Raw genomic sequence first — 24,012 nt, 5'->3', positions numbered from 1 at the left:
AAACTTTTTATGAATCTTCGGTTGACACTCTTAACGAGTGCCCACACAGATTGTCTTGTTACAAATTGTTAAAGAACTATCGTGCAAAACAATAAAGCGAAGCTTTTTTCGTTTTGCGCAAGGAGGACCTACATTACATATTGTAGTGTGGCACTTCCTGCTTCACCCGATTGGCCATTGCCTTTTGGTGACTGCTTCGTTTCTCCCCGAAGCGGGATGCGCATTCTACGCGTTTCGTTTTCTGCGTCAACATCTTTTTGAAAGTTTTTTCTAAAAGTGTTTGAAGCTAAAAACCGTTACCTGTGCTGCTCTGTAGCGTGACTGATAACCCTTCTTCAGTGTTGCCGTTTGGCCTGTCCCGTCGAAGTGGAGCGCATTCTACAAACCTCAGAATTATTGGCAAGCTTTTTTTGAAAAAAACATAAAAAAAGCGACCTTGTGGTCGCTTTTTGAACGAAACGTCTATATTAAGTACTTTTACGTGATGTTTCAGACTCCTCTGACTCGGATTCACTTGAATCATTAGATTCCTCGTCATCACGAAAATCAGCATCGTTTTCTTCATGGTCGCCTACAACATCATCTAAAGTCATCTTGTCCACACTACGAAATGTATTGACCGGTCCGGCAAGCGCGTACAAGGCAAACACTAGGAATAATACAAGTGCTGGCTCTGTTGCTACTATTACAAAAACAAGAAGTATAATAAGCAAAGCCACAAAGGGAACCTTGCCATGCCAGTTTACTTCTTTAAACGAGTTGTATTTGAAATTACTTACCATCAGTAATCCGGCGGCCGAGGTGATAATAGCAACCAACCAGCCGTAGTCATCACCATCAGCACCGTACTCTACACCTACCCAAACCAGGCCCGCCACCAGCGCGGCAGCTGAAGGGCTGGCTAACCCTTGAAAAAAGCGTTTATCGGCGGTACCAATTTGTGTATTAAAGCGTGCTAAGCGTAAAGCCGAACCTGCAACATATATAAAGGCAGCTAACCAACCGAGTTTACCTAGTTCGGTCAACCCCCAGTTGTAAGCAACCAAAGCGGGCGCCATACCAAATGAAACCATGTCGGCCATAGAATCATATTCTGCTCCAAAATCACTTTGAGTATTGGTCATTCGAGCCACACGGCCATCAAGGCCGTCAAATACCATAGCCACAAAGATCGCAATTGCAGCCGCTTCAAACCGGCCGTTCATAGATGATACTACGGCAAAGAAGCCTGAAAACAGACCTGCCGTGGTTAGCAAGTTAGGTAAAAGATAAATACCTTTGCGTTTACTTTTAGACATAATTCCTCAATGGTCAGATACGCTTATAAAGCTAGTATTTCACAGATTCTTACTGTCAGGGTAGAAAAAGCGATCCAAATACTTATATATCGGGGTATGAAGTGCCATACACCCCCACCCCTACTTGCCTGCTATCATATTCATACTAAAGTTCAAGAACTTAGGCGTGTCGGTATTTTTTACACTCACCATAAAAATTATTGTGAAAATTTTACAAGATCATGATTATAAAGAATTATATTTTATGGCACAGAATATGTATAGATATACTTTGACTTAGCTTGGGTATTTAGGAATATAATTATGAAAGCAATTTTAAGAACATTAAGTGTAGTAGGCTTTTTAGCAACAGGGATTACTGGCGTTCAAGCGGCAGATACCACCTGGAAATTTGATGGTAATAACATGACCTCTGCAAGCTCGCCTTTTGGAGGTACTTCTTTAATCAAAACGGTAGGCGACTCGACTGTAACGATTGATTCTTTTTCTGATAGTCGCCACGGTTTGGGCGGTTCGGTAGGTGTTGCAAGCACGCAAAGATATGGCGGTGGTTTAGGTGTATACGGAGCAAATGATAGCGAACATACTATCGATAATAAAAACGGTATTGATATGTTGCTGTTCGACTTTAATAAGGCTGTAAGCTTAACGGGTTTGACCTTAGGTTGGGCAAACGGCGATACCGATATTACTATCGCCGCCTTTAATAGTCTTGAGTCTATCGACAATTCTTCGTGGTCTTCAGTAGCTAACTCGGCCATAACAGGTTCTATTAAAAGTTTCTACGATGTGGGCGTTAACAACCCGCTAGACCTGTCAGGCAACGAAACTACTGCTCAATATTGGTTAATTGGCGCATATAACCAGTTGTTTGATCATAGAGGTTGGACTGAAGGCAACGATAGTTTCAAATTATTAGCTTTGAATACTCAGGATTTACCGGAAGTAGATGTACCTGCCCCGGCCACAGCATTGTTAATGTTGTTCAGTCTGGGTCTGATTGGTTTACGCCGCCGTCAGAAGTAAGTCTGTACAAACATACCTAAAGCCTCGCTCTGTGCGGGGCTTTTTTGTGTAAACTGATTTTATAGCAGGATGAACCAGGAGAGCACACTGTGCGAAGTCAATTAAAAGGATGCTTGTTAGGATTACTAATAACAGGCAGTAGCATGGTAGTTGCGGATGAAGCGCAATTTTATGATGAGGCGCTCACCGCCTATACACAGGGCGAATATCAAAATTCCTACTTGCTGTTAAAACAAGTTTTAAACACCAACCCTGACCACCTGCCCTCAAAATTACTTATGGGTAGGGTGTTGCTGCTTGATGGTTATGTACGAGAAGCCATAGACGAGTTTGAAGAGGTGTTACTTGCTGGAGGTGATGAAAACTTAATCCTTCCCTATCTTTCAAGAGCCTACCTGTATACCGGCAAATTTAATAAAATATTTGCCATGCTCAATCAGTATGAGCTTGAGGATGAAGCCAGACTGACAGTCACGCTTATGGCAGGTAATGCCCACATCAGGCAAAATCAACGCTCAGAAGCCGCTCGTTTGTACCAGCGCTCATTGCAAGACCTTCCAAATTCGGCTGCATTACTCATTGCTCAAACAAATTTGCTGATAGACTTAGATCGATTAAATGAAGCGCAAAAGTTATTAGATAGGGCTATTGAACTGCATGGTCAGGCGCCGTATACACTTCTGGCCACAGGAAAGTTGACCGAAGCCCGCGATGAACCGAGTCTGGCCTATTATGAGCAAGCGTATCAAATGGCCCCGGAAAATCCAGCTACTATGCGTGCTTATGCTGCTGCATTAGCTGAAAATGAAGCCTTTTCGAAAGCTGAAGAGTTGGTCAAAGCCATAGAGCGACAATCGCCCGGTGATGTACAAAATCAGTTGCTAAAAGCCCGTATCTTAGCAATGACCAAAAATCAGTTGGAAGCGGATAAAATTTTACGTGAACTTACCGAGCGCCTTAGTCTGCTGTCAGACGAACAGCTGAATGAACAAATTGAGCTTAGCCTGATAGCCGGTATTGTTGCCTATCTCAATAATAATTACGATATGGCCAGTTCTGAACTTAGCCGCTACCTGAGTAAGCGTGATGCAACGCCTGAGCAACTGGGCATGTTAGCAGACTCGTTATTGCGAATTGGTTCTTACAAAGATGCCGCAAAGCTTTTGGAAAAAAACGATGCTCTGGTGGTCCAGAACCTGAACCTGGCGAAGCTTAATTGCGAATTGTTCATTATTCTGAAACGTTCTTTCAAGTGTGAACAATTGCTCCCGGAACTTACCAGACGCTATGAAGGGGATCTTCAGTTTACGGTGTTAAAAGCCAAACTGTATATGAATACCCGAAAGCTTGACAGAGCTAAAGCATTGCTCAATACCCAGCTACGCAATTCTAAAGATGAAGAGGTCATTAAGCTGAAAATTGCGTTATTAAGTGATGAAGACAATTTCAGTGACGCCCTTACTTTGGCGCGGCAGCTACTTGGTACTAATGAAACAAATATTGATTATCAGGCACTTGTGGCAGATCTGCTTATTCGAACCAGTCAACTTGAACAAGCGAGTGAAATGGTCGATAAGCTGCTGCACAACGATGCGCAGTCAGTCGCCGGACTGGTTGCCAAATCTCGCATTGAGTACTATCAGAAAAGCTACAGTGAAGCCCGCAGTGCTATAGACGAAGCACTAAAATATGACAAAACCAGTGTGGCAGCCCGAATTCTGGCCGCACAGATTTATTTAGCTGATGGTAGGAACGAAAGTGCGATAGAGCACCTTGTATCGGCTAAAACACTTGATAAAACCAACACGCTTTCACGCGAATTATTGATGAAAGTGTACCGCGAAGAAGGCGACAATAAAGCCGCTTTAAGTGAAGTTAATGCCTTGCTGGGTTTGAACCGGCTTTCGGCGAATTATCATATTCAAAAATCGGCTATTTTGTATGAGTTGCAGGACCTGAAAGGGGCAAAGACTCAATTGAACATGGTGTATGGACTTTGGGCGAATGATGCGCAAAAGCTCCTGTCTCTTGCCGCGTTGCAAGACAACGTGGAAGATAGTCAGGGTGCCGAAAGGTCTTATCGGGCAGCAATCAAACTGGCTCCTGAAAGTCCTCTTCCGTATTTAGAGCTTACTTCGTTTTTGATAAACAAAAAGCAACTTGATGCCGCGGCTCAGACCATTGAAACCGTTTATCTACGTTTTGGTACATCTTCCAACGTAACTATGTTACGAGGCGATTTAGCGGTGGCCAAAAGCGATAAACAACAAGGTTTTAAGTTGTATCTTGAAGCTTTAGAGAGCGATCCTGACTTTGGCGCGCCGTTATTCAAGGCGTTCGAATTGGCGCGTCAGAATACTCAGCGACCCGCTATGATTGCCTACCTGCAAAACATAAGGCGTGCGAACCCGAACGATACGCTTCGACAACATTTACTGGCAGACCTGTATTACCTGAACAATAACTATACACAGGCGGCCACGCTGTATCAGGCACTACTTAAAAATCCAACGCTTGCGCGGCGTGCTTTTGTACTTAACAACCTGGCTAACATTTATGCTCATACCGATAGCGACAAGGCAATGGCTTTCGTAGAAGAAGCCTTAATTTTGGACCCTCGCTCGGCCGCGCTGTTAGACACCAAAGGCTGGATTCTGGCATTAAACCAAGACTACCAGGCCGGTCTTGGGGTATTGCGTCAGGCTTATACTCTGGATGCCTCCGATCCTTCGGTTCAGTTTCATATCGCCTATACGCTTGCACAATTACAACGTGGTTCTGAAGCTAAAGCGTTATTGAATAAACACGGTACGCTAGCCAAACAGTTTCGCGAAAAACCTAACGCTGAAGCGCTCGCCGCATCACTATAAAAAAAGGAGGCAAACGCCTCCTTTTTTATTGCTTTAACCTTCGCACCAAGTGCATTAACGAATGACTATTTTATCGTTTTCTGCATCAATACGAATGGTAGAGTCAGGCACTATATTGCCAGCCAATAATTGCTGGGCCAGTGAATTTTCTATTTGTGTTTGAATAGCCCGCTTTAAAGGGCGCGCCCCAAACACGGGATCAAATCCTGCTTCAGCCAACTTATCTAAAGCCGCGCCTGATAACTCTAACTTAAAGCCTTTATCGGCCAGCCGTGACCTAAGCGAAGCAAGCTGAATTTTTGCAATTGATTTAATTTGCTCTCTGCCCAGTGGATGAAATACCACAATGTCGTCGACACGGTTGATAAACTCGGGTCGAAAGTGTTGGCCCACGACCCCCATCACTCTGGCTTTCATCTCTTCATATTGGCTCTGCTGATGCTGATCCTGAATAATGTCTGAGCCAAGGTTTGAAGTCATGATCACTACCGTATTTTTAAAATCAACCGTGCGACCTTGCCCGTCTGTTAACCGCCCATCATCTAACACCTGCAATAAAATATTAAACACATCAGGATGCGCTTTTTCTACTTCATCAAGCAGTATGACTGAATAGGGTTTTCTACGAACCGCTTCGGTAAGATACCCGCCTTCTTCGTAGCCTACATACCCTGGAGGCGCTCCCACCAACCGCGCAACTGAGTGTTTTTCCATAAACTCCGACATATCAATGCGTATCATCGCGTCTTCGGTATCAAACATAAAGCCGGCCAGGGTTTTACACAGCTCGGTTTTACCTACCCCCGTGGGTCCTAAAAATAAAAAAGAACCAATCGGTCGGTTAGGGTCGCCCAAACCGGCGCGCGACCGGCGAATTGCATTTGACACGGCCGTAACCGCTTCAGATTGCCCTACCATCCGCTTGTGCAAAACGTCTTCCATACGCAATAACTTATCGCGCTCGCCTTCTAGCATCTTGTTAACAGGGATACCGGTCCAACGGGACAGCACTTCGGCAATTTCAGCTTCGGTAACTTTGTTTTTCAACAAAACAGTTTCGCGCATTTCATTTTCGGCCGCTTTTTCAAGCTTCATTTCAAGCTCGGGTATGCGACCATATTGCAACTCTGACATACGATTGAGATCTGATGCACGCCGGGCGATATCTAAATCAAGTTTGGCCTGCTCTAATTCAGACTTTACAGTTTGCGTGCCCTGCATGGCTTCTTTTTCGTCGCGCCATACTGTTTCCAGCTCGTTATATTTCTGCTCAGCCTGTTCTCTTTCCAGCTCAATCATTTCAAGACGTTTGTGACTGGCTTCGTCGGTTTCTTTAGCTAATGCCTGCTCTTCTAGCTTCAACTGAATAATACGTCGCTCAAGCCGGTCCATGTCTTCCGGCTTTGAATCGATTTGGATACGAATACTGGATGCAGCTTCATCAATCAGATCGATAGCTTTATCAGGCAGTTGCCGATCGCTTATATACCGGTGCGACAAACTTGCTGCCGCAACAATTGCAGGGTCGGTAATATCCACCGAATGGTGCAGTTCATAGCGCTCTTTAAGACCCCGTAAAATAGCGATAGTGTCTTCAACGCTAGGCTCTTCTACCAGCACTTTTTGGAAGCGGCGCTCCAGTGCTGCGTCTTTTTCAATGTATTGCCGATACTCATCTAATGTGGTGGCACCCACACAGTGTAGTTCTCCCCGAGCCAAAGCGGGTTTAAGCATATTGCCGGCGTCCATGGCGCCATCCCCTTTACCGGCACCTACCATGGTATGCAATTCGTCAATAAACAGAATAACCCGGCCTTCTTCTTTAGACAGTTCGTTCAACACCGCTTTTAGCCGTTCTTCAAACTCGCCCCGATACTTAGCCCCGGCAATAAGTGCGCCCATGTCTAAAGACAGAACCCGTTTATTCTTTAACCCTTCAGGCACTTCGGCGTTAACAATGCGTTGGGCAAGCCCTTCGACAATTGCAGTTTTACCTACCCCTGGTTCGCCAATAAGCACCGGATTGTTTTTGGTACGCCGTTGCAATACCTGCACTGCCCGGCGAATTTCATCGTCCCGGCCAATGACGGGATCTAACTTACCCTGCTCGGCGCGTTCGGTTAAATCGGTGGTGTACTTTTCTAATGCCTGACGCACATCTTCAGCATTTGGGTCGGTCACTTTCTGGCCACCGCGCATTTTATCTATCGCGCTTTCTACTGCCTGACGAGTAATATTAAGCTCGCGCAGTATCTCTCCCAGCCTGCCCTTGTCTTCAAACGCGGCCAACAGAAATATTTCAGAGGTAATATATTCATCTTTACGTTGTTGCGTTATTTTGTCGCACAGGTTTAGTAGCACACTACTGGCTTTGCTAAGCTGAACGTCACCGCCGATTCCTTCAACCTGAGGAAGGCGCTCTATTGCCTGACTTAGTGCAGAGCGCAGCGCATTGACATTGATTCCGGCTTGGTCCAGCACCGGACGTATCGAGCCGCCCTGCTGGTTTAGCAGTGCAGTCATTAAATGAACCGGCTCAATAAACTGGTGATCGCGGCCAAGGGCCAACGACTGCGCATCTGAAATTGCAATTTGAAACTTACTGGTAAATCTGTCTAATCGCATTGTCTTGTCCTCACCTAACTTATGCCTAGTTTATGGGTGCATTAATAAGCAGATTCAAGTTACGAAAATTGCAAAGGGGTTAATTATTGAATTATTTATGCCAGCCCTATAACCGACACCATTCGACCGGTGGGTGCGTTTTGATGATGCTGAGCGTAGCGATGTGAATAAAATCGGTCAGGGTCTGAATAGGTGCACAATTGACTATGGTATATCTTAGTAACACCAGCATTCAATAATTGCATTTGCGCTATTTTTGGAAGATCCAAACAAAACTTTCCTGCGACCGTATCCGGCCTGACCGCATTTTCGAGATGTTCAAACCGTGCAGCCAGACTGGCATCAACCTGATAATGCTGCAGACAAATAGCAGGACCTATCCAGGCCATAATATCAACGGGCTTTGCCACCAGACTGGTTACAGTACTGGCGATAATTTGTTGTTCGAGGCCTTTCCAGCCTGCATGTATAGCAGCTACTTCTGTACCCTGTTTGTCGCACAATAATATAGGAACGCAGTCGGCGGTCATCACTGCACACCAGTGCAGACGGTTTCGGCTGACGCTGGCGTCTGCCTGCAGAGATTTAGCAGGCAAGCGAACACAACCATTTTTGTGTACCTGATCTAGCCAGGTTATACGCTGTGCCATTGGCAGCAAAGCACGGTTTGCCGCAACCGCCTGTGGATTGTCGCCCACATGCATACCCACGTTCAAGCCGGCATAACGCCCTTCACTAACCCCGGCCTGACGCGTGGTGGTGTAGGCCACCACCGAAGGTGGTGCAGGCCAGTCTGGTGTAATTAACTGAGCATCAAAGCTCGTCAAAGCCATGTTCCTGAGTATCTTTACGAACGATATCAATAAGCTGTTGCATATCCTGGGGCAATGGCGCCTGCCAGCTCATCCACTCTTCAGTATCGGGATGAAACAAAGATAGCTGCACCGCGTGTAACGCCTGACGGCGAAAGTTACGTAAAATATGAACAAACTCATCACTGGCGCCTTTGGGCAAACGTGGACGGCCGCCATAAACCGGGTCCCCGGCCAATGGGTGCTTAATATGTGTCATGTGTACCCGAATTTGATGAGTACGACCCGACTCCAGCTTTAAACGAATATAGGTATGCGCCCTGAACTTTTCTTTCACACGAAAGTGCGTGGTTGCCGGCTTACCATTTTCGCGCACCGCCATAAGTGTACGCTTAGTGGCATGACGGCCAATACGTTCATCTACCATGCCCCCGCCTACCATGGTGCCAATGGCTAAGGCCTCGTACTCGCGGCTCATGGTGCGTTCTTGCAGCTGTGCCACTAAGTGCGTTTGCGCCGGTAAGGTTTTGGCTACTACCATTAAACCCGTGGTGTCTTTGTCAAGCCGATGAACAATGCCGGCCCGGGGCACTTTATCAATGTCTGGTACATGCGCTAATAAGGCGTTTAACAAAGTACCATCACTGTTGCCTGCACCGGGATGTACCACCATGTCGGCCGGTTTGTTGATAAGCAGAATATGTTCGTCTTCATAAACAATATCCAGCTTGATATCTTGCGGCTGACTACGGGTTTGTACCTCCATTTCAGCATTCACACATACATGCTCATCAAGCTGCATTTTATGTCGTGGGGTGGTATTTACTTCACCGTTCACGGTCACGCTGCCATCTACAATCCAGCTTTTTAACTTAGAGCGTGAATATTCAGGGAACAAATCGGCCAGAACCTGATCTAACCGCTGACCAAAATGCTGTGATTCTGTTACCGCCTCAAGTTTCACGGTATTGGATGATTGGGTCATGATTACTATTTTATTGTCTTAAAACCATCATTATAACAAGCTTTGTCACTTGGTTCGGTCAAACTTTGAGGATTTCTATGGTGTTTGTCTGAATGAGTACGTTAGAATGCGATGTTATACAATGCATAGACACAACACCAAAGACGAATTTGGGAATGAGTAAAGTATTATGAAGTCATTTCGTTATATGGCGCCGCTGGTAGTTGGCGCTATGATCTCTGTGGCAGGTTGCAGTTCATCTGAAGATTCAGAAGAAAAAGCAGCGCTGGCCAATATGGGTGCTCAACAGATGTATGAGCGTGCTAAAGAAAATATGGAAAGCGGAAATTTTTCGGCTGCGGCGAATACGCTCAGTGCCTTAGACTCCCGTTATCCATTTGGTCCATTATCGCATCAGGTACAGCTTGATCTTATCTACAGCTATTATAAAGCGGGTAAAATTGATGAGACTGTTGCGACTATCGACCGATTCATCCGGTTAAACCCTAACCATTCAGACATTGATTACGCGTTCTATATGCGTGGTTTGGTTAATATGGAAGCCGATAACAACCTGTTTCAGGAGCTTATGAGTATTGACCGGGCTGATCGAGACCCGGCGAAATCTCGTCAGGCGTTTGATGATTTTCGACGTTTAATACAACAGTATCCTGATAGCAAGTATGCCGCAGATGCGCGCAAGCGAATGGTTTATATCAAGAATCGTTTAGCACGCTATGAAATCGCTATTGCCAGGTTTTACATGCGTCGCGAAGCTTATGTGGCAGCGGCGAACCGAGGCCGTTATGTTATTGAGCATTACCCCGACTCTGATCAGGTTCAGCATGCATTAGAAATCATGGTGTCGAGTTATGAACAACTTGGCCTGAATGAATTGCGCGATAATGCCATGAAAACGTTAAAGCTGAATTATCCAGACAGCGAATATATTGGTTAAGACAGAATTTACTGAAGTTTATTGATACAAAAGCCTGAATCCTGGATTCGGGTTTTTTTGTCTTAACACTTACTTACAATATAATTTCAGTAACGAAAAAAGAGATGACTAAAGGGATTTAGCAGTCTGGCGATACCTGCCGTAAAATGCAGGGGCTGGTCTAAAATACTGAAAATAAGACAACCACTGATATCGTCTGAATACGGCGCATGAATATCAGATTCATTCATTTTAATGAAATCACCTTTGCGGTAATGATTCAGACCATCGCTGAATTCGCCGTTGATTACGAGCGTGTACTCTGTTCCGCGGTGAGTATGTTCAGGAATGCTTCCGCCCTGTCCAATATAGATAAAATTGGCAACGCCAGACACACCTACATCTACCGGTGCTTGCCAGAGTTTACCCACCAGACTTGACCAGTTTCCCATAAAGGGGACGTATTTTCGTAATGTTCTTGGAATAGTAAAAACTCGTCCATCCAGCTCTATTATTTTACGAGAACCGGAACGACTTGTTTTTGAAGGTGTCGCGCGAGGTAACTGGGTAATAGATTCGAGCATCGAATCTAATTTCGAATCATCTTGAAAGTCATGAGTCTTTGTAGCTGGGTCATCTTGCGTGTCCATCAACGCATGCTCGGCTTGTAACACCGTTTGTTGTGCCACAACCTGCTGGCATCTGGCGCACATATCACAGTGTGCTGAAATCATAAGCGATTCCACAGACGCCAATGCACCTTGAGCAAACTCTGAAAGTTGCTCAGGTGCAGGATGGAACTTAGTCATGATCGTTTAGCATGCCCTTTAATCGTTGTAGTGCCAAGCGAGTACGAGACTTCACGGTTCCCAAAGGAATGCTCAGTTCGTCTGCAACTTCTTGCTGAGACTTACCATCAATGTAAATAGCTTCAATGACTGCTTTTTGCTTTACGGGTAAAGATTCAAACATGAAACCAATTTGTTCCAGCGTAATTTGTTCATCTAAAGATGTTTCATTGGCATCGGCGGTTTGTTCACATAATACCGGCCACAAATCATCAGAACACACGTCTTCTTTTCTGTTCTGCAATTTACGCAGCATATCAAAACGGATGTTTCGGGCGATGGTGAAGATCCAGGTAGAAGGGCTACCTTTCTCTGAGTTGAATAAATGCGCTTTTTGCCAAACATTGGACATGGTGTCTTGCACCAGTTCCATAGCAAGAGCTTCGTTACCCATTTGTTTCAGAGCGTACGAGCGTAAGCGTGGTGCAAAATAACTAAAGACTCTGGCGAAGGATCGTTTGCAACGCTCTTCTGCAACGGCCACGATGTATTCTGACATCTCTGAGGCACAATCTTTGGGCTTGATTACACTATTGCTTTGTTCCAATGGAATTCCAACTAACATAAGCTTCGTCCGCGGTCCTATTTATTAATAATTATCTATAGGAAAAAGGTTGGCGAGTGTCAAAAAACAAACAAAATGATCTTAAATACCAGTTCTCATGTAAACTTTACATCGCGAACTATACCAGCGCACTTAAATAGCTAAATAATACAGTACAATCTTGCTGGTTTAGAAAATATTGTTTTTGACGTGCATCCACCGGAAGTAATTCAAGCCAGCGCATTAATACCCAATTGGGATTATCGAATTCTGGCACTTCATATAAAGACTGCAACTCCGGGTAACGCTCAAATATCTCGTGTAACCTTTCCACCATAGGTGAAATTTGCTTGGTTGGGATATCGCACTGCCACGGCTCCATGGTGTGGCATTTACCAATCCTTAATCCATCGGACTCGGTGATAATATCCTTAACCTTTACACTAGATAAACCAGCAACCTTTATGCCAAGCAAGCCATCTTCTAATAATTCAAAGTCTATTACTTCAGCATATGTGCCAATTTCATGAATATGTTGGTTCTCTTTTTTGTCCCCCTGTGCATTTAACATACAGACTACAAATCCTGAATTGTTAGCACATACTTCCTTCACCATCCTTATATAGCGCGGCTCAAAGATGCGCAGCGACATTTTTCCGCCTGGCAGTAAATGAGCGGATAAGGGAAATAGGGGATATTGGTGAACAGGCATTACACATAAAAAGTTGACAAAGTAGTGTCGGTGGTTACGCCGGCTAATAGCAATTGGATCGTAGTTCAACATTAAGTTGAACTGGGTAAATTTTCGGCAACTCTGATCTTATGTGTGAAAAATTGGGTAACGCTTTTATATATTTTACAAAAAGCCGCGTATGTTACTTATTGAAAAGTTTTGCCTGAAATATCGAGACCTTACAAAAGTTTCATCTGAAGATTTATCACAGATCTATTCAGATGATGTAGAGTTTGTTGATCCTATTGAGCACCATAAGGGCCTGGCGGCGGTACAGACCTATTTTGCAAAGCTAACGAAGCATGCAAAAGCCTGTAAATTTGATATTCATCATGCGGTTCCGTGCAAAGATAACGCAGATAATATTAGTTATGTACTGACCTGGACCATGACCCTGACGCTAAAGAAGACCGATAGGATCATCACAACTCAAGGCTCTACCTTACTAAAACAAAACGATAATGGCTTTTATTATCATCGTGACTATTATGACTTAGGTGAGATGGTATATGAACATATACCGGTTCTAGGCTGGCTTATTGGTAAGATAAAAAGGAAACTTCGTTCATGACTACCATGCTTATTACCGGGGCAACTTCAGGTATTGGTAACGCACTTGCCCAGCGAGCGGTAGATGAGGGCTATAAGGTTATCGCCTGTGGCCGGAATCAGGAAAAACTCAGCGAGCTAGGTCGCCATGCTAATATAGAGACACTGAAGTTTGATGTTTCAGATACTCAGGCTACTGCAAACGCTTTAAAAGACGCAGATTATGATATTGCAGTTTTAAACGCCGGAACCTGCGAATATGTCGATATGGATGACTTTGAGCCTGACATGTTTCGGCGGGTATTTGAAGCTAACTTCTTTGGCGTAGTCAATTGCGTAAACGGGCTGTTGCCAACCCTTACTAAAGGAAAAAAACTGGTGGTGGTCGACAGCATGGCCAGACTCTTCCCCTTTACCCGCAGTGAAGCTTATGGCTCAAGTAAGGCGGCGCTTCACTATTTTACCAAGTCGCTTGAAGTCGATCTTTGGCATAAAGGTGTAAAAGTACAAAGTGTATCACCTGGTTTTGTAGAAACACCTTTAACTGAGCAAAACGATTTCGACATGCCTATGCTAATAAAGGTAGAAAAAGCCGCTGAAGAACTTTTGCACGGAATTAAAAAAAATCGGCAAAGCATTTTCTTCCCTACCCGCTTTGGATTAATTATGCGGTTTTTGCACATCCTGCCCGTTCCGCTGCAAAGAAAGCTTTCAATAATAATGCGAGATAAGCAGTAAGAGATAACTGAATGAAAAAACAGAAGGTTGCCATTATCGGAACAGGTATTTCCGGTCTAACCTGTGCACATTTGCTGCACCCTCATCATGCTATTACAGTTTTTGAAGCTAATGACTATATAGGTGGCCATACGGCAACAAAAAAAGTCACTATAGAGAGCACTCAGTATAATATTGATACGGGGTTCATTGTGTTCAACGACTGGACTTACCCCAACTTTATCAAGCTGATGGACAAACTACAGGTCGCACGTCAGCCTTGCGAAATGAGTTTTTCGGTTCATGCTAAACAATCTGATATTGAGTATAACGGGAACACCCTCAATACATTATTTGCGCAGCGTCGTAATCTTTTCAGACCCCGATTCTGGCGTATTGTTAAAGATATTCTAACCTTTAATAAGTCGTGTAAAAAACTGGTAGCCAGCAATGCGGATGTGGCCGATAAAACATTATACGGGTATATTCAGGAACTGAAATTAAGCGGTGACTTTGCTAATTTCTATATTTTACCTATGTGCGCCGCTATCTGGTCAGCCAGCATTGAACAAACCCGTCAGTTTCCGTTACAGTTTTTTCTGACTTTTTTTAATAACCATGGTTTGTTGAATGTGAACAACCGACCGCAATGGTACACATTAAAGGGGGGCTCATCTTCTTATATTTCGTCTCTGATTAAAGGTTTTGAAGCACGTATCCATACCCAAACGCCGGTCAAAAATGTCGTGCGGATTAATTCGGGTTGGCTTATTACCTCAAAGCGCGGTGAAGAACAGTTCGACGCTGTTATTTTTGCGTGTCACAGCGACCAGGCTTTACAACTGCTCGAATCTGCGACCAGCGCTCAGCAAGAAATCTTATCGGCCATTCCTTATGCACAAAATGAGGTGGTCATGCATACCGACACTAATCAGCTACCGCAACGAAAACGTGCCTGGGCCAGTTGGAATTATCAACTTACCGAACAACATGATGAGGCTGCTGCGCCGGCTGCAGTTACCTACAATATGAATATATTGCAGTGTATTGAAAACGCACCGGTCACTTTTTGTGTCAGTTTAAACAATACTGCTAATATCGATAAATCCAGTATTTTGGGAGAGTATCGCTATGCTCACCCGCAGTTCAGCCATAACATGGTCAGAGCTCAACAGCGTCGAGGCGAGATATGTGGGGTTAATAATCTGCATTTTTGCGGTGCTTACTGGTACAACGGTTTTCACGAAGATGGTGTAAACAGCGCGATGGATGTCGCTCGTCGATTTGGAATTGAACTTTGACTAGCAGTGCTATTTACCATGGAACCGTGTACCACGAACGGTTTCGTCCGACCCGCCATGCATTTCAATATCAAATTTATCTATTTTGGCTAAATTTAGACGAACTTACTGATCTAGATGATAAAATTAAACATTTTTCATCCACCCATCGTTCGCTTGTAGAGTTTCGCAGAAGCGATTACATTGGTGATAAATCAGTTAGTTTAAAAGACGCTGTCCTTACAAAAATTAAAGAGTTAGAAGGAATTACTGTTGCCGGGGCTGAGGTTTTTTTGCTCAGTCAATTACGAACGATGGGCCTTCATTTTAACCCGGTTAATTTTTATTTTGTAAGACCAGACAAAACCTCTTCATTTACTTATATGTTGGCAGAGGTATCCAATACACCCTGGAATGAACGTCACTATTATGCGGTTGATTTGACGTTACAGTCAGATACCAATAAAGCATTTCATGTTTCACCTTTTAACCCAATGGACATGGTATATAAATGGCGTATACAGCAGCCGGGCAATACTTTATCTTTAGCTATGGAATGTTACCAACAAAAGAAAGATTTTACTGCTGGCCTACAGTTGACTCGCGCACCGCTAACTAATAAAGAGGTCCGGCGCGCGCTGATAAAAATACCCAGCATGACGGTTAAAACGGTAAGTGGAATATATTGGCAGGCAGTGAAGTTATGGCTGAAACGTACACCTATATATCCACATCCGAATAGTTAGGAAAACATTATGTCTCACGGTGAAACATTGGCTTCGGTTATCTCAACAGGTTCTGTGGTAGATAAAAGCTGTCGTACTGCTTTTTTAAAATTAATGTCATTACTTCCCCAGGGCGCAATGGAGATTCGGGAAAACGGAAGCCGCGTGGCGACATTCGGCGACCCTGACGATACATTACACGCAATTATTGATATTCAGGATATTAAAGCTTACCGACAGTTACTTTTAGGTGGCAGTATCGCAGCAGGCGAAACTTATATGGCATGTATGTGGACAACGCCTGATCTCACGTCTGTTATACGAATTTTCGCCCGAAATTTAAGCTTTCTGGATACGTGGGAAGACAAATTTAAATGGATTAGCTTACCGGTACACAAAATTCAGCATTTTTTGCGTCGAAATACTTCGGATCAGGCGAAAAAGAATATTGAAGCGCATTATGACCTTGGTAATCGTTTGTATACCCGATTTTTAGACCAAAGCATGATGTATTCTTCGGCTATTTATCCTGACCCCACTATGTCGCTGACTCAGGCCCAAGAATACAAATTACGGACCCTTTGCAACAAACTCCAGTTAAAAGAACATGACCACCTAATTGAAATTGGCACAGGCTGGGGCGGACTGGCTGTGTTTGCCGCTAAACATTATGGCTGTAAAGTTACTACCACCACCATATCTGAAGAACAATATGCCTACGCTCAGCAATGGGTAACCCAGGAGAATCTTCAGGATAAAGTCACCTTGCTGAAAAAAGATTACCGGGACCTTACGGGCCGATACGACAAGCTGGTTTCAGTTGAGATGATAGAAGCTGTAGGCAAGCGTTACCTGGGTAACTTTTTTCAAAAATGCAGCAGTTTGTTGAAAGACGATGGCATAATGGTATTACAGTCGATTACAATTGATGATCGGCGGTATCAGGGTTATGCCAACAGCGTAGACTTCATCCAGAAATATATTTTCCCAGGCGGATTTTTACCTTCCCAGCTTGTGATAAATCAGCAGTTAAAACAGCATAGTGACTTGTCTATCCGCGATAGTCAGGACATCGGGTTAGATTACGCCAAAACGCTGGATGATTGGTACAAGGCGTTTATGCTGGCCAAAGACGATTTATTAAATGACGGCTATGATGAACGGTTTGTGCGGATGTGGACTTATTATCTGAAATATTGTGAGGGAGGCTTTTTGGAGCGCGCTATCAGCACGGTACAATTGGTCATGACCAAGCCTGCTTGTCTGGCACCCATTGCGAGAAACTAGTCATTTAAATAGCGGGTGTTCGTCCCCGTTGAATTAAACCATTATTATAGTGAAACACCTCTCTTTACGTATAAACGCCACCCATGCGGCGTTTACGGTTCGTAAAAAATTAATTATCGATGACTGAAATGGGCTTTGATAACATCGGTTTTCCCTGATTAATATTTATCTCTACCCGTCTGTTCTTGGCTCTTTCGGCGGACGTTGCAGGCTTTTTCACCATGGGATCGGTATCGGCCTTACCCACCACCAGCATTCGGCTTTCATCAAACCCAGGTGCTTTTCTTATTTCTTCTGCAACAGCTACCGCCCGCTGCGACGAAAGATCCCAGTTAGACCGATAGAGCTCATTCGCAATATGTTGTCCGTCGCTGTGTCCTGAAATTTCAATTTCACCCGGCATATCGGCCAGTAACTTACCGATTTTTCTGACAATAGGTTTAAATTGCGGCTGCAAAAATGCCGAACCTGCTGAAAAAGATCCGTTTTCGCGTATACGAATAGTCAGTTGTTGCCCCAGACTTTCCATCTCTACCGAACCATCCAAAATTTGTTTTTGCAGTTGTTCAGCCACCTTTTTCATCATTTCCTGCATTTGCTCGCTATCCGCACTTTGCGCCGCAGACGATTGATCGGTTGAGGTTTGCTGCCCCTGACCTCCGCGTTGTTCACCGCGCTGCTTCTGGCGCCCCCCCGCATCGTCTTCATCACCTGCCTGAAACTCAAGCATTTGCTGGGTCATATCTATGGTTTGCTGCTGAATTGTTTCAATAGGCGTAGGATCGGGTTTGCCCGGCCTGAACTCCATCGCAATAACACTGGTGCCTTTAGGTATATCTTTAACTTCTATTTTATTTTGCACACCAAAAGCAAATTTCATTGAACCGGCAATTTGCTTGAATTTCAGTACGTCCATTTCTGAAAACGCCAATAACAACACAAAAAAGCACATCAGCAATGACATTAAGTCAGCAAAGGTGCCCATCCAGGCGGGCAAGCCTTCAGGTGGGCATTTGGGGCATTCATCCTGTTGCGCCATAATGAGCTACTCCTCGTCAGCGCTGCCGCGCTTACTGTAGGCCAGATAATTTTTCAGTATGCCTTCAATAACACGAGGGTTCTGGCCATCTGCAATACCCACAATACCGTCTAAAATAAGTTTTTGGTTTAGTTTTTCTTCTTCGACCCGATTGCTTAACTTTGAGGCAATAGGCAAACAAATTACGTTGGCTAAAAATGCCCCGTATAAGGTAGTTAACAAGGCGACTGCCATAGCCGGCCCGATGGCTTTAGGGTCATCCATATTCGAGAGCATGGCGACCAAACCTATCAGGGTGCCTATCATTCCCATGGCCGGAGCCACATCGCCCATTCCCTTAAAGATAGAAGCACCGAACACATGGCGTTCGGTAGTCATCGAGATGTCTTTGGCTAAGGTATCACGCACCACATCAATATCGTGCCCATCGACCAGCATATCCACGCCTTTTTGCATAAATGGATTTTCGATTTCGGCTTCTTCAAGAGCCAAAAAGCCCCCTTTACGCGCTGCATCGGCCATTTCAACAATTTTTTCAATTAGTTCGTCAGGGGTGTCTATCTTAAACATAAAGGCTTTTCCGGCGATCTTCCCGGCGCCAAAAAACTGCCCTAGCGTGTATTGTGATAACACGACAAATAAAGTACCGCCCAATACAATAAGAACCGACGGGACGTCGAAGAACATGCCAAGTTCACCACCCAGTATCATAGCCATCACTATGAAACCGATTCCTCCTACCATGCCTATGACGGTTGCTAAATCCACACGTAAATCCTCGCTATACGAAATCGTTGCTGGTGTTCAGTCTTGATTATTATTACTTGAAAATGAGCTGCACTTACGGCAACTTCTTTGACGACACCTATACTATCGGCTTCGTAATAGAATTCTATAACCTAATCGCCCCAGCGCCAGTCTGTTTTTATATAGTCACGTATTTTTCGCTAAACTTTTCCATTGGTATCGCTCAGATACCGTTGCTGAACTGGACAAACCATTTGACCGGGTCAGACCTGTCAGTTAATGTGCGCCTATCCGAAACAACCGTGGAATAACGATTGTGACCGACACCAAATCTGAACCTTCGTTTGAAGAAAGCTTGTCAGAACTTGAAGCCATTGTAACGCAAATGGAAACCGGTGACTTGCCGTTAGCACAGGCACTGCAAAAATTTGAACGTGGGGTAGCACTTTCGCGCCAAAGTCAGCAGGCACTAGAGCATGCTGAGCAAAAAGTAAAAGTGTTGCTTAGCGAACAAGGCAACGAGCAACTGGTCGATCTTGCTCAGACTCAATCTGAATAAACCGGGCTATTTGGTCTGACCGACTTTTCACCGGCTACAGTGACATTTGATACAGGCATGGTTATGAACTTTGACGCACTTCGTCAGCAAATAAAACAACAAACTGATGAACACCTGTTAGGGCTTATTTCACAATTGCCTGAACACGCTGAGAATCTGAAAGCCGCGATGCAGCATGCATTATTGGTAGGTGGCAAGCGGATGCGCCCCGTGTTAACGCATTTAGTGGGCAATAGCCTGGACATTCCTCAGCAAGATCAGCTAACCATTAGCATGGCCATTGAGTGTATTCATGCTTATTCGCTGGTTCACGATGACTTGCCGGCTATGGACGACGACGCTCTGCGTCGCGGTCAGCCTACCTGCCATGTGGCATTTGATGAAGCAACCGCCATATTAGCCGGGGACGCTTTGCAGACTATGGCGTTTACCATTTTAACCGACCAACCCATGTCAGATTACGCTAATACAAAGCGCGCGCAATTGGTCTCTGTTCTGGCTAATGCTTCAGGGTATAATGGCATGTGTGGTGGTCAGGCGATTGACTTACAAAGTACCGGCGAGACCATAAGTATTGACACACTGACCCAATTGCATCAACTTAAAACAGGCGCATTGCTAAGTGCCTGCGTAGAAATGGTCACGTTAGTAAGCAGTGCCATAGACAAGGATGATCGTGAACAGTTTATTCGCTTCGCCCGTATTGTTGGACTGGCGTTTCAGGTTCAGGATGACATTTTAGATGTCGAAGGCGACGCCCGTCTTATTGGTAAACCCCAAGGCTCTGATGCGGCTTTAGGTAAAAATACTTTTCCGGCGTTACTGGGCATGGCTGCGGCAAAATCGGAGCTGACCCGCTTGCATGAAGAAGCGCTTCAGGCGCTGGCTTCTTTACCTTACAATACTGACTATCTGGTGGCGTACACCGACCTGATGGTTAACCGCAATCACTAGTATTGCCGTTTTTTAAAAGACATAGAATAATAATCAATGAGTTTAGATTTAACCCATTACCCATTATTGGCGACAGCCCAGACCCCTGAACAGTTGCGTAAACTGCCTCAGGATAAGCTTAAGTCTCTGGCTGACGAGCTTCGCCAGTACTTACTTACCTGCGTAAGTCAAAGCAGCGGACACTTTGCTTCAGGCCTGGGTACCGTCGAGCTGACCGTGGCACTTCATTATGTTTACAATACTCCCTTTGACCGTCTGGTCTGGGATGTGGGTCATCAGGCTTATCCGCACAAAATTATTACCGGGCGTGCCGAGCGTATGTCTACCATTCGTCAGAAAAACGGCTTGCACCCGTTCCCCTGGCCCGGCGAAAGTGAATACGACACTTTTGCAGTAGGACACTCCTCTACCAGCATTAGTGCTGGTCTGGGTATGGCCGTGGCTGCAGAAAAAGAAGGCAAGGGTCGAAAAGTTGTTTCTGTGATTGGTGATGGCGCATTAACTGCCGGAATGGCGTTTGAGGCCATGAACCATGCCGGGGATATCAAAAAAGACATGGTGGTTGTTCTGAATGACAATGAAATGTCGATATCTGAGAACGTAGGGGCGCTAAATTCGCACCTTGCCCGTCTGCTCACCGGCAACTTTTTTAATAAAATTCGTGATGGCGGTAAAAAGCTGCTTAGCAACATGCCCCCTATCAAGGAATTTGCCAGTCGTGCTGAAGAACATCTCAAAGGTATGGTGGTGCCCGGCACTATTTTTGAAGAGCTGGGCTTTAACTATATTGGTCCAATAGACGGCCATGATGTTGATACGGTAGTAGATACATTACGCAATATGCGTAGCTTTGATGGTCCGCAGCTTTTGCACGTGGTGACCCGAAAAGGCAAAGGATACCCACAGGCTGAGAAAGATCCGATAAAGTTTCATGCGGTACCAAAATTTAACCCGGACGATAATGCCTTACCGGCATCTAAAGCCAGCGCTCCCTCGTTCTCTGCGATTTTTGGCCACTGGTTGTGCGATATGGCAGCGCAAGATCCAAAGCTGATGGCAATCACCCCTGCCATGCGCGAAGGCTCAGGCATGGTTGCCTTTTCACAAAAATACCCTGAACAGTACTGTGATGTTGCGATTGCTGAGCAGCACGCGGTGACCTTTGCTGCCGGTTTAGCAAAAGATGGGTTGAACGCGGTGGTGGCTATCTATTCCACCTTTTTACAACGTGGGTACGACCAACTGATTCACGATGTTGTATTACAGGAACTTCCTGTGCTGTTTGCTATCGACCGGGCCGGTATTGTCGGCGCCGACGGCCAGACTCATCAGGGAGCCTTTGATCTTGCTTATTTACGCTGCTTACCCAACCTTATAATTATGGCGCCTGCTGATGAAAATGAATGTCGTCAGATGCTTTATACTGGCCATATCAGCGATAAGCCTGCCGCGGTTCGCTATCCAAGAGGCGCAGGGAAAGGCATAGCGCCTGATGCGACTATGAGCGCCCTTGAAATAGGCAAAGCCCGCCTACTGCGCGAAGGGACCAAAATTGCCATACTGAATTTTGGTACACTGTTGCCCTTTGCCGAAGAAGCAGCTGAAAAACTTAATGCGACGCTGGTCGACATGCGGTTTGTCAAACCTCTTGATGCTGTGGCACTAAAACAGGTCAGCGGCGACCATGAGCTACTGGTTACCCTTGAAGATGGTTGTATTGCCGGAGGCGCTGGTGCTGGTGTGGTTGAGTTTTTACAGCAGCAAAAGATACTGGTGCATGTATTACAGCTGGGCCTGCCCGACCGCTTTATCGAGCAAGGTACGCAGCAAGAAATGTATACCGAATTACAATTGGATGCTCCTGGCATTGTTGCTCAGATAAATGCTTACTTAGACCAATAGATTGCTTTTGAGTCATCTATTACAAAAAAGCCTGTCAACATCGACAGGCTTTTTTTATAGCGCGTGGTTCGAGCATATCTAACTACCCCACCATAATGCCGTAAGGGGCTTTAGAAAGGCCATAGTAGCAATATGGCATGTAAGCTTACACATGCCATTAGCCCGGCGACTAAATCGTCTAGCATAATGCCTGTACCGCCGTGCCAACGTTTATCGATAATGAATATAGGCCAGGGTTTTAATATATCGAAAAATCGAAACAGTATAAATCCGGCAACCAGGTGCGCAAGGGTCAGCGGAACCAGCAAGAATGTACAGAACATGCCGGCTACTTCATCCCACACTATCGAGCCGTGATCATGCACTTGCATATCTTTTGCTGTTTTACCGCAAAAATAAATACCGGTTAGCGCTACCAGTACAGTAACACTGGCGTACATCCAAAAGGGGGCCGACCAGGTAAGCAGCAACAGCGGTATTGCCGCTAACGAGCCGAACGTACCGGGCATAACCGGTACCAAACCGCTACCAAAGCCCAGCGCACAAAAATGTACCGGATTTTTAAGCGAGACGCGTTCGCGATACTGACGCTGCATTAAAATTGATGCTCATAGCCATAGCCATCGAATTCAAAAGGCTTATTGTGGCATTTTAAATCAAGCTTATTTGAGTGCCCGGTCACCTGCCCAACACAGGTTACTTTCACACCGGTACTGGCCAATGCAGTGTCCAGGTTCCCTTTTTGTTCTTCGTTGATGGTAAAAATAAGTTCGTAATCGTCACCACCACCCAGGGCGTAGTGATAAGCCTGTTGTAAACTCACTGCATCGGTAAGCTGACTTGACAAAGGCAATCGATCAACCTGAATGTTAGCGCCACACCCCGAACCTTTTAAAATATGACTCAGATCTGAAATAAAACCATCTGAAACATCAATACACGCGCTCGCCAGCCGACGTAATGCGGTACCGGTTGCAACACGTGGGGTGGGATACCAATGACGGTTTACCAGATAATCGCGTACGCCATCGGCGACCTTTAACTCATTTTTTAAAATGTCCAGGCCAGCTGCAGCATCGCCCAACGAGCCGGTAACAAATATCCAATCGCCGGGTTTGGCAGTGCTACGTTTAAGTTCATTGCGGGCAGGAATAAAACCCTGGGCAGTGATAGTTAAAGAAAGGGGGCCTTTAACCGTATCTCCACCTATCAGTTGTACCGAATAATATCGTGTCAGGTCATACATGCCTTCGGCAAAATCCGCCATCCAGGCTTCATTAACTTCCGACATAGAAAGCGACAGACTAATCCACGCCGGCTCAGCGCCCATGGCCGCCAGGTCGCTTAAATTAACCGCAACGGCTTTGTACGCTACCGAGCGTGCCGGCGCATCTTTTAAAAAATGAACGCCGCCCACCAGTGTGTCTGTCGTGACGGCCAGCTGCTGATTAGAAGGTACCGTGGTCACGGCACAATCATCGCCGATTCCTACCACAACATCCTTGCGTTGGTAACCGCCATCCTGAAAATAACGGCCTATCAAATCAAACTCTTTCACAATAAGTCTACAATATGGAGATAATATCGGACAGCCTA

General features: G+C 45.2%; 22 protein-coding genes. 11 read left to right on the top strand and 11 right to left on the bottom strand.

Translation table 11 applies throughout. From position 1 onward, the window contains the following. Positions 1-467: 467 nt before the first annotated feature. Positions 468-1,298 carry a CDP-diacylglycerol--serine O-phosphatidyltransferase gene (gene pssA / locus JK130_RS02955; protein ID WP_218352715.1) on the bottom strand — a complete coding sequence of 277 codons (831 nt, stop codon included), beginning with the start codon at positions 1,296-1,298 and terminating at the stop codon, positions 468-470. A gap of 303 nt (positions 1,299-1,601) precedes the next feature. On the opposite strand from pssA, the gene xdp1 reads away from it, so the two are divergent. Beyond that, positions 1,602-2,324 carry an exosortase-dependent surface protein XDP1 gene (gene xdp1, locus JK130_RS02950; RefSeq protein WP_218352714.1) on the top strand — a complete coding sequence of 241 codons (723 nt, stop codon included), beginning with the start codon at positions 1,602-1,604 and terminating at the stop codon, positions 2,322-2,324. Between the two features lie 143 nt (positions 2,325-2,467). Continuing rightward, positions 2,468-5,194, top strand: coding sequence for a tetratricopeptide repeat protein (locus JK130_RS02945; RefSeq protein ID WP_218352713.1), 2,727 nt, complete (start codon positions 2,468-2,470; stop codon positions 5,192-5,194). Positions 5,195-5,248: 54 nt separating this feature from the next. Here the strand turns inward: JK130_RS02945 and clpB are convergent, their stop codons facing one another. The 3 genes from clpB to rluD all read right to left on the bottom strand — a co-directional run bounded on the left by clpB (position 5,249) and on the right by rluD (position 9,616). Then, on the bottom strand, positions 5,249-7,819 hold the full coding sequence (gene clpB, locus JK130_RS02940) for an ATP-dependent chaperone ClpB (protein ID WP_218352712.1): 2,571 nt from the start codon (positions 7,817-7,819) through the stop codon (positions 5,249-5,251). 95 nt (positions 7,820-7,914) lie between these two features. Next, entirely contained in the window at positions 7,915-8,652 is a 738-nt protein-coding gene (gene pgeF, locus JK130_RS02935; RefSeq protein WP_218352711.1) for a peptidoglycan editing factor PgeF, read from the bottom strand. Beyond that, positions 8,633-9,616, bottom strand: coding sequence for a 23S rRNA pseudouridine(1911/1915/1917) synthase RluD (gene rluD, locus JK130_RS02930; protein WP_218352710.1), 984 nt, complete (start codon positions 9,614-9,616; stop codon positions 8,633-8,635). Before rluD ends, pgeF begins: the two co-directional genes overlap by 20 nt. 169 nt (positions 9,617-9,785) lie before the next feature. On the opposite strand from rluD, the gene JK130_RS02925 reads away from it, so the two are divergent. Continuing rightward, entirely contained in the window at positions 9,786-10,553 is a 768-nt protein-coding gene (locus tag JK130_RS02925) for an outer membrane protein assembly factor BamD (RefSeq protein WP_218352709.1), read from the top strand. Between the two features lie 86 nt (positions 10,554-10,639). On the opposite strand, the gene JK130_RS02920 is transcribed toward JK130_RS02925, so the two are convergent. From JK130_RS02920 to JK130_RS02910, 3 genes are all read right to left on the bottom strand, one after another. Next, positions 10,640-11,341 (bottom strand): ChrR family anti-sigma-E factor, encoded by a 702-nt coding sequence (locus JK130_RS02920; RefSeq protein WP_218352708.1) that lies wholly within the window; start codon positions 11,339-11,341, stop codon positions 10,640-10,642. Then, positions 11,334-11,945, bottom strand: coding sequence for a sigma-70 family RNA polymerase sigma factor (locus JK130_RS02915; RefSeq protein WP_218352707.1), 612 nt, complete (start codon positions 11,943-11,945; stop codon positions 11,334-11,336). The genes JK130_RS02920 and JK130_RS02915 overlap by 8 nt, the downstream gene beginning before the upstream one ends. Before the next feature lie 118 nt (positions 11,946-12,063). Continuing rightward, entirely contained in the window at positions 12,064-12,636 is a 573-nt protein-coding gene (locus tag JK130_RS02910; protein ID WP_218352727.1) for an LON peptidase substrate-binding domain-containing protein, read from the bottom strand. A gap of 160 nt (positions 12,637-12,796) precedes the next feature. On the opposite strand from JK130_RS02910, the gene JK130_RS02905 reads away from it, so the two are divergent. From JK130_RS02905 to JK130_RS02885, 5 genes are read left to right on the top strand one after another with little or no spacing between them, the layout of a single operon-like run. After that, a complete protein-coding gene (locus JK130_RS02905) occupies positions 12,797-13,228 on the top strand; it encodes a nuclear transport factor 2 family protein (RefSeq protein WP_218352706.1) in 432 nt (143 codons plus the stop codon). Beyond that, positions 13,225-13,944, top strand: a complete 720-nt coding sequence (locus JK130_RS02900; protein ID WP_218352705.1) for an SDR family NAD(P)-dependent oxidoreductase — start codon at positions 13,225-13,227, stop codon at positions 13,942-13,944. Before JK130_RS02905 ends, JK130_RS02900 begins: the two co-directional genes overlap by 4 nt. Positions 13,945-13,955: 11 nt before the next feature. Next, entirely contained in the window at positions 13,956-15,224 is a 1,269-nt protein-coding gene (locus tag JK130_RS02895; RefSeq protein WP_218352704.1) for an NAD(P)/FAD-dependent oxidoreductase, read from the top strand. Continuing rightward, entirely contained in the window at positions 15,221-15,949 is a 729-nt protein-coding gene (locus JK130_RS02890) for a DUF1365 domain-containing protein (protein ID WP_218352703.1), read from the top strand. The genes JK130_RS02895 and JK130_RS02890 overlap by 4 nt, the downstream gene beginning before the upstream one ends. 9 nt (positions 15,950-15,958) lie before the next feature. Beyond that, positions 15,959-17,215, top strand: a complete 1,257-nt coding sequence (locus tag JK130_RS02885) for an SAM-dependent methyltransferase (RefSeq protein WP_218352702.1) — start codon at positions 15,959-15,961, stop codon at positions 17,213-17,215. A 109-nt stretch (positions 17,216-17,324) separates the two neighbouring features. Here the strand turns inward: JK130_RS02885 and JK130_RS02880 are convergent, their stop codons facing one another. Both JK130_RS02880 and pomA read right to left on the bottom strand, forming a co-directional pair. Then, a complete protein-coding gene (locus tag JK130_RS02880; RefSeq protein WP_218352701.1) occupies positions 17,325-18,254 on the bottom strand; it encodes a flagellar motor protein MotB in 930 nt (309 codons plus the stop codon). A gap of 6 nt (positions 18,255-18,260) precedes the next feature. Then, positions 18,261-19,022 carry a flagellar motor protein PomA gene (gene pomA, locus JK130_RS02875; protein WP_218352700.1) on the bottom strand — a complete coding sequence of 254 codons (762 nt, stop codon included), beginning with the start codon at positions 19,020-19,022 and terminating at the stop codon, positions 18,261-18,263. 295 nt (positions 19,023-19,317) lie between these two features. Between pomA and JK130_RS02870 the strand changes: the two genes are divergently transcribed. From JK130_RS02870 to dxs, 3 genes are all read left to right on the top strand, one after another. Next, complete coding sequence (locus JK130_RS02870) at positions 19,318-19,560, top strand: exodeoxyribonuclease VII small subunit (protein ID WP_218352699.1); 243 nt, start codon at positions 19,318-19,320, stop codon at positions 19,558-19,560. Between the two features lie 63 nt (positions 19,561-19,623). Continuing rightward, on the top strand, positions 19,624-20,514 hold the full coding sequence (locus JK130_RS02865; protein ID WP_218352698.1) for a farnesyl diphosphate synthase: 891 nt from the start codon (positions 19,624-19,626) through the stop codon (positions 20,512-20,514). Between the two features lie 36 nt (positions 20,515-20,550). Next, on the top strand, positions 20,551-22,416 hold the full coding sequence (dxs, locus tag JK130_RS02860) for a 1-deoxy-D-xylulose-5-phosphate synthase (RefSeq protein ID WP_218352697.1): 1,866 nt from the start codon (positions 20,551-20,553) through the stop codon (positions 22,414-22,416). A gap of 110 nt (positions 22,417-22,526) precedes the next feature. Here dxs and JK130_RS02855 read toward each other — a convergent pair whose 3' ends face one another. Together JK130_RS02855 and thiL are read right to left on the bottom strand one after the other, a co-directional pair. Next, positions 22,527-23,012, bottom strand: a complete 486-nt coding sequence (locus tag JK130_RS02855) for a phosphatidylglycerophosphatase A family protein (protein WP_218352696.1) — start codon at positions 23,010-23,012, stop codon at positions 22,527-22,529. Continuing rightward, positions 23,012-23,974, bottom strand: coding sequence for a thiamine-phosphate kinase (gene thiL / locus JK130_RS02850; protein ID WP_218352695.1), 963 nt, complete (start codon positions 23,972-23,974; stop codon positions 23,012-23,014). The genes JK130_RS02855 and thiL overlap by 1 nt, the downstream gene beginning before the upstream one ends. Between the last annotated feature and the right edge of the window lie 38 nt (positions 23,975-24,012).

The sequence above is a fragment of the Alteromonas lipotrueiana genome (assembly GCF_019249245.1).
GTDB lineage: Bacteria > Pseudomonadota > Gammaproteobacteria > Enterobacterales > Alteromonadaceae > Alteromonas > Alteromonas lipotrueiana.
This window is presented reverse-complemented; position numbering and strand designations above follow the sequence as displayed.

What these genes read in the sequence shown, in the direction of transcription:
- xdp1 (WP_218352714.1), top strand. Translation starts at nt 1,602, where the DNA reads ATGAAAGCAATTTTAAGAACATTAAGTGTAGTAGGCTTTTTAGCAACA.
- JK130_RS02905 (WP_218352706.1), top strand. Translation starts at nt 12,797, where the DNA reads ATGTTACTTATTGAAAAGTTTTGCCTGAAATATCGAGACCTTACAAAA.
- clpB (WP_218352712.1), bottom strand. Translation starts at nt 7,819, where the DNA reads ATGCGATTAGACAGATTTACCAGTAAGTTTCAAATTGCAATTTCAGAT.
- JK130_RS02885 (WP_218352702.1), top strand. Translation starts at nt 15,959, where the DNA reads ATGTCTCACGGTGAAACATTGGCTTCGGTTATCTCAACAGGTTCTGTG.
- rluD (WP_218352710.1), bottom strand. Translation starts at nt 9,616, where the DNA reads ATGACCCAATCATCCAATACCGTGAAACTTGAGGCGGTAACAGAATCA.
- JK130_RS02920 (WP_218352708.1), bottom strand. Translation starts at nt 11,341, where the DNA reads ATGACTAAGTTCCATCCTGCACCTGAGCAACTTTCAGAGTTTGCTCAA.
- JK130_RS02925 (WP_218352709.1), top strand. Translation starts at nt 9,786, where the DNA reads ATGAAGTCATTTCGTTATATGGCGCCGCTGGTAGTTGGCGCTATGATC.
- JK130_RS02915 (WP_218352707.1), bottom strand. Translation starts at nt 11,945, where the DNA reads ATGTTAGTTGGAATTCCATTGGAACAAAGCAATAGTGTAATCAAGCCC.
- pgeF (WP_218352711.1), bottom strand. Translation starts at nt 8,652, where the DNA reads ATGGCTTTGACGAGCTTTGATGCTCAGTTAATTACACCAGACTGGCCT.
- JK130_RS02880 (WP_218352701.1), bottom strand. Translation starts at nt 18,254, where the DNA reads ATGGCGCAACAGGATGAATGCCCCAAATGCCCACCTGAAGGCTTGCCC.
- JK130_RS02865 (WP_218352698.1), top strand. Translation starts at nt 19,624, where the DNA reads ATGAACTTTGACGCACTTCGTCAGCAAATAAAACAACAAACTGATGAA.
- JK130_RS02910 (WP_218352727.1), bottom strand. Translation starts at nt 12,636, where the DNA reads ATGCCTGTTCACCAATATCCCCTATTTCCCTTATCCGCTCATTTACTG.
- JK130_RS02945 (WP_218352713.1), top strand. Translation starts at nt 2,468, where the DNA reads ATGGTAGTTGCGGATGAAGCGCAATTTTATGATGAGGCGCTCACCGCC.
- dxs (WP_218352697.1), top strand. Translation starts at nt 20,551, where the DNA reads ATGAGTTTAGATTTAACCCATTACCCATTATTGGCGACAGCCCAGACC.
- pssA (WP_218352715.1), bottom strand. Translation starts at nt 1,298, where the DNA reads ATGTCTAAAAGTAAACGCAAAGGTATTTATCTTTTACCTAACTTGCTA.
- JK130_RS02855 (WP_218352696.1), bottom strand. Translation starts at nt 23,012, where the DNA reads ATGCAGCGTCAGTATCGCGAACGCGTCTCGCTTAAAAATCCGGTACAT.
- JK130_RS02895 (WP_218352704.1), top strand. Translation starts at nt 13,956, where the DNA reads ATGAAAAAACAGAAGGTTGCCATTATCGGAACAGGTATTTCCGGTCTA.
- JK130_RS02900 (WP_218352705.1), top strand. Translation starts at nt 13,225, where the DNA reads ATGACTACCATGCTTATTACCGGGGCAACTTCAGGTATTGGTAACGCA.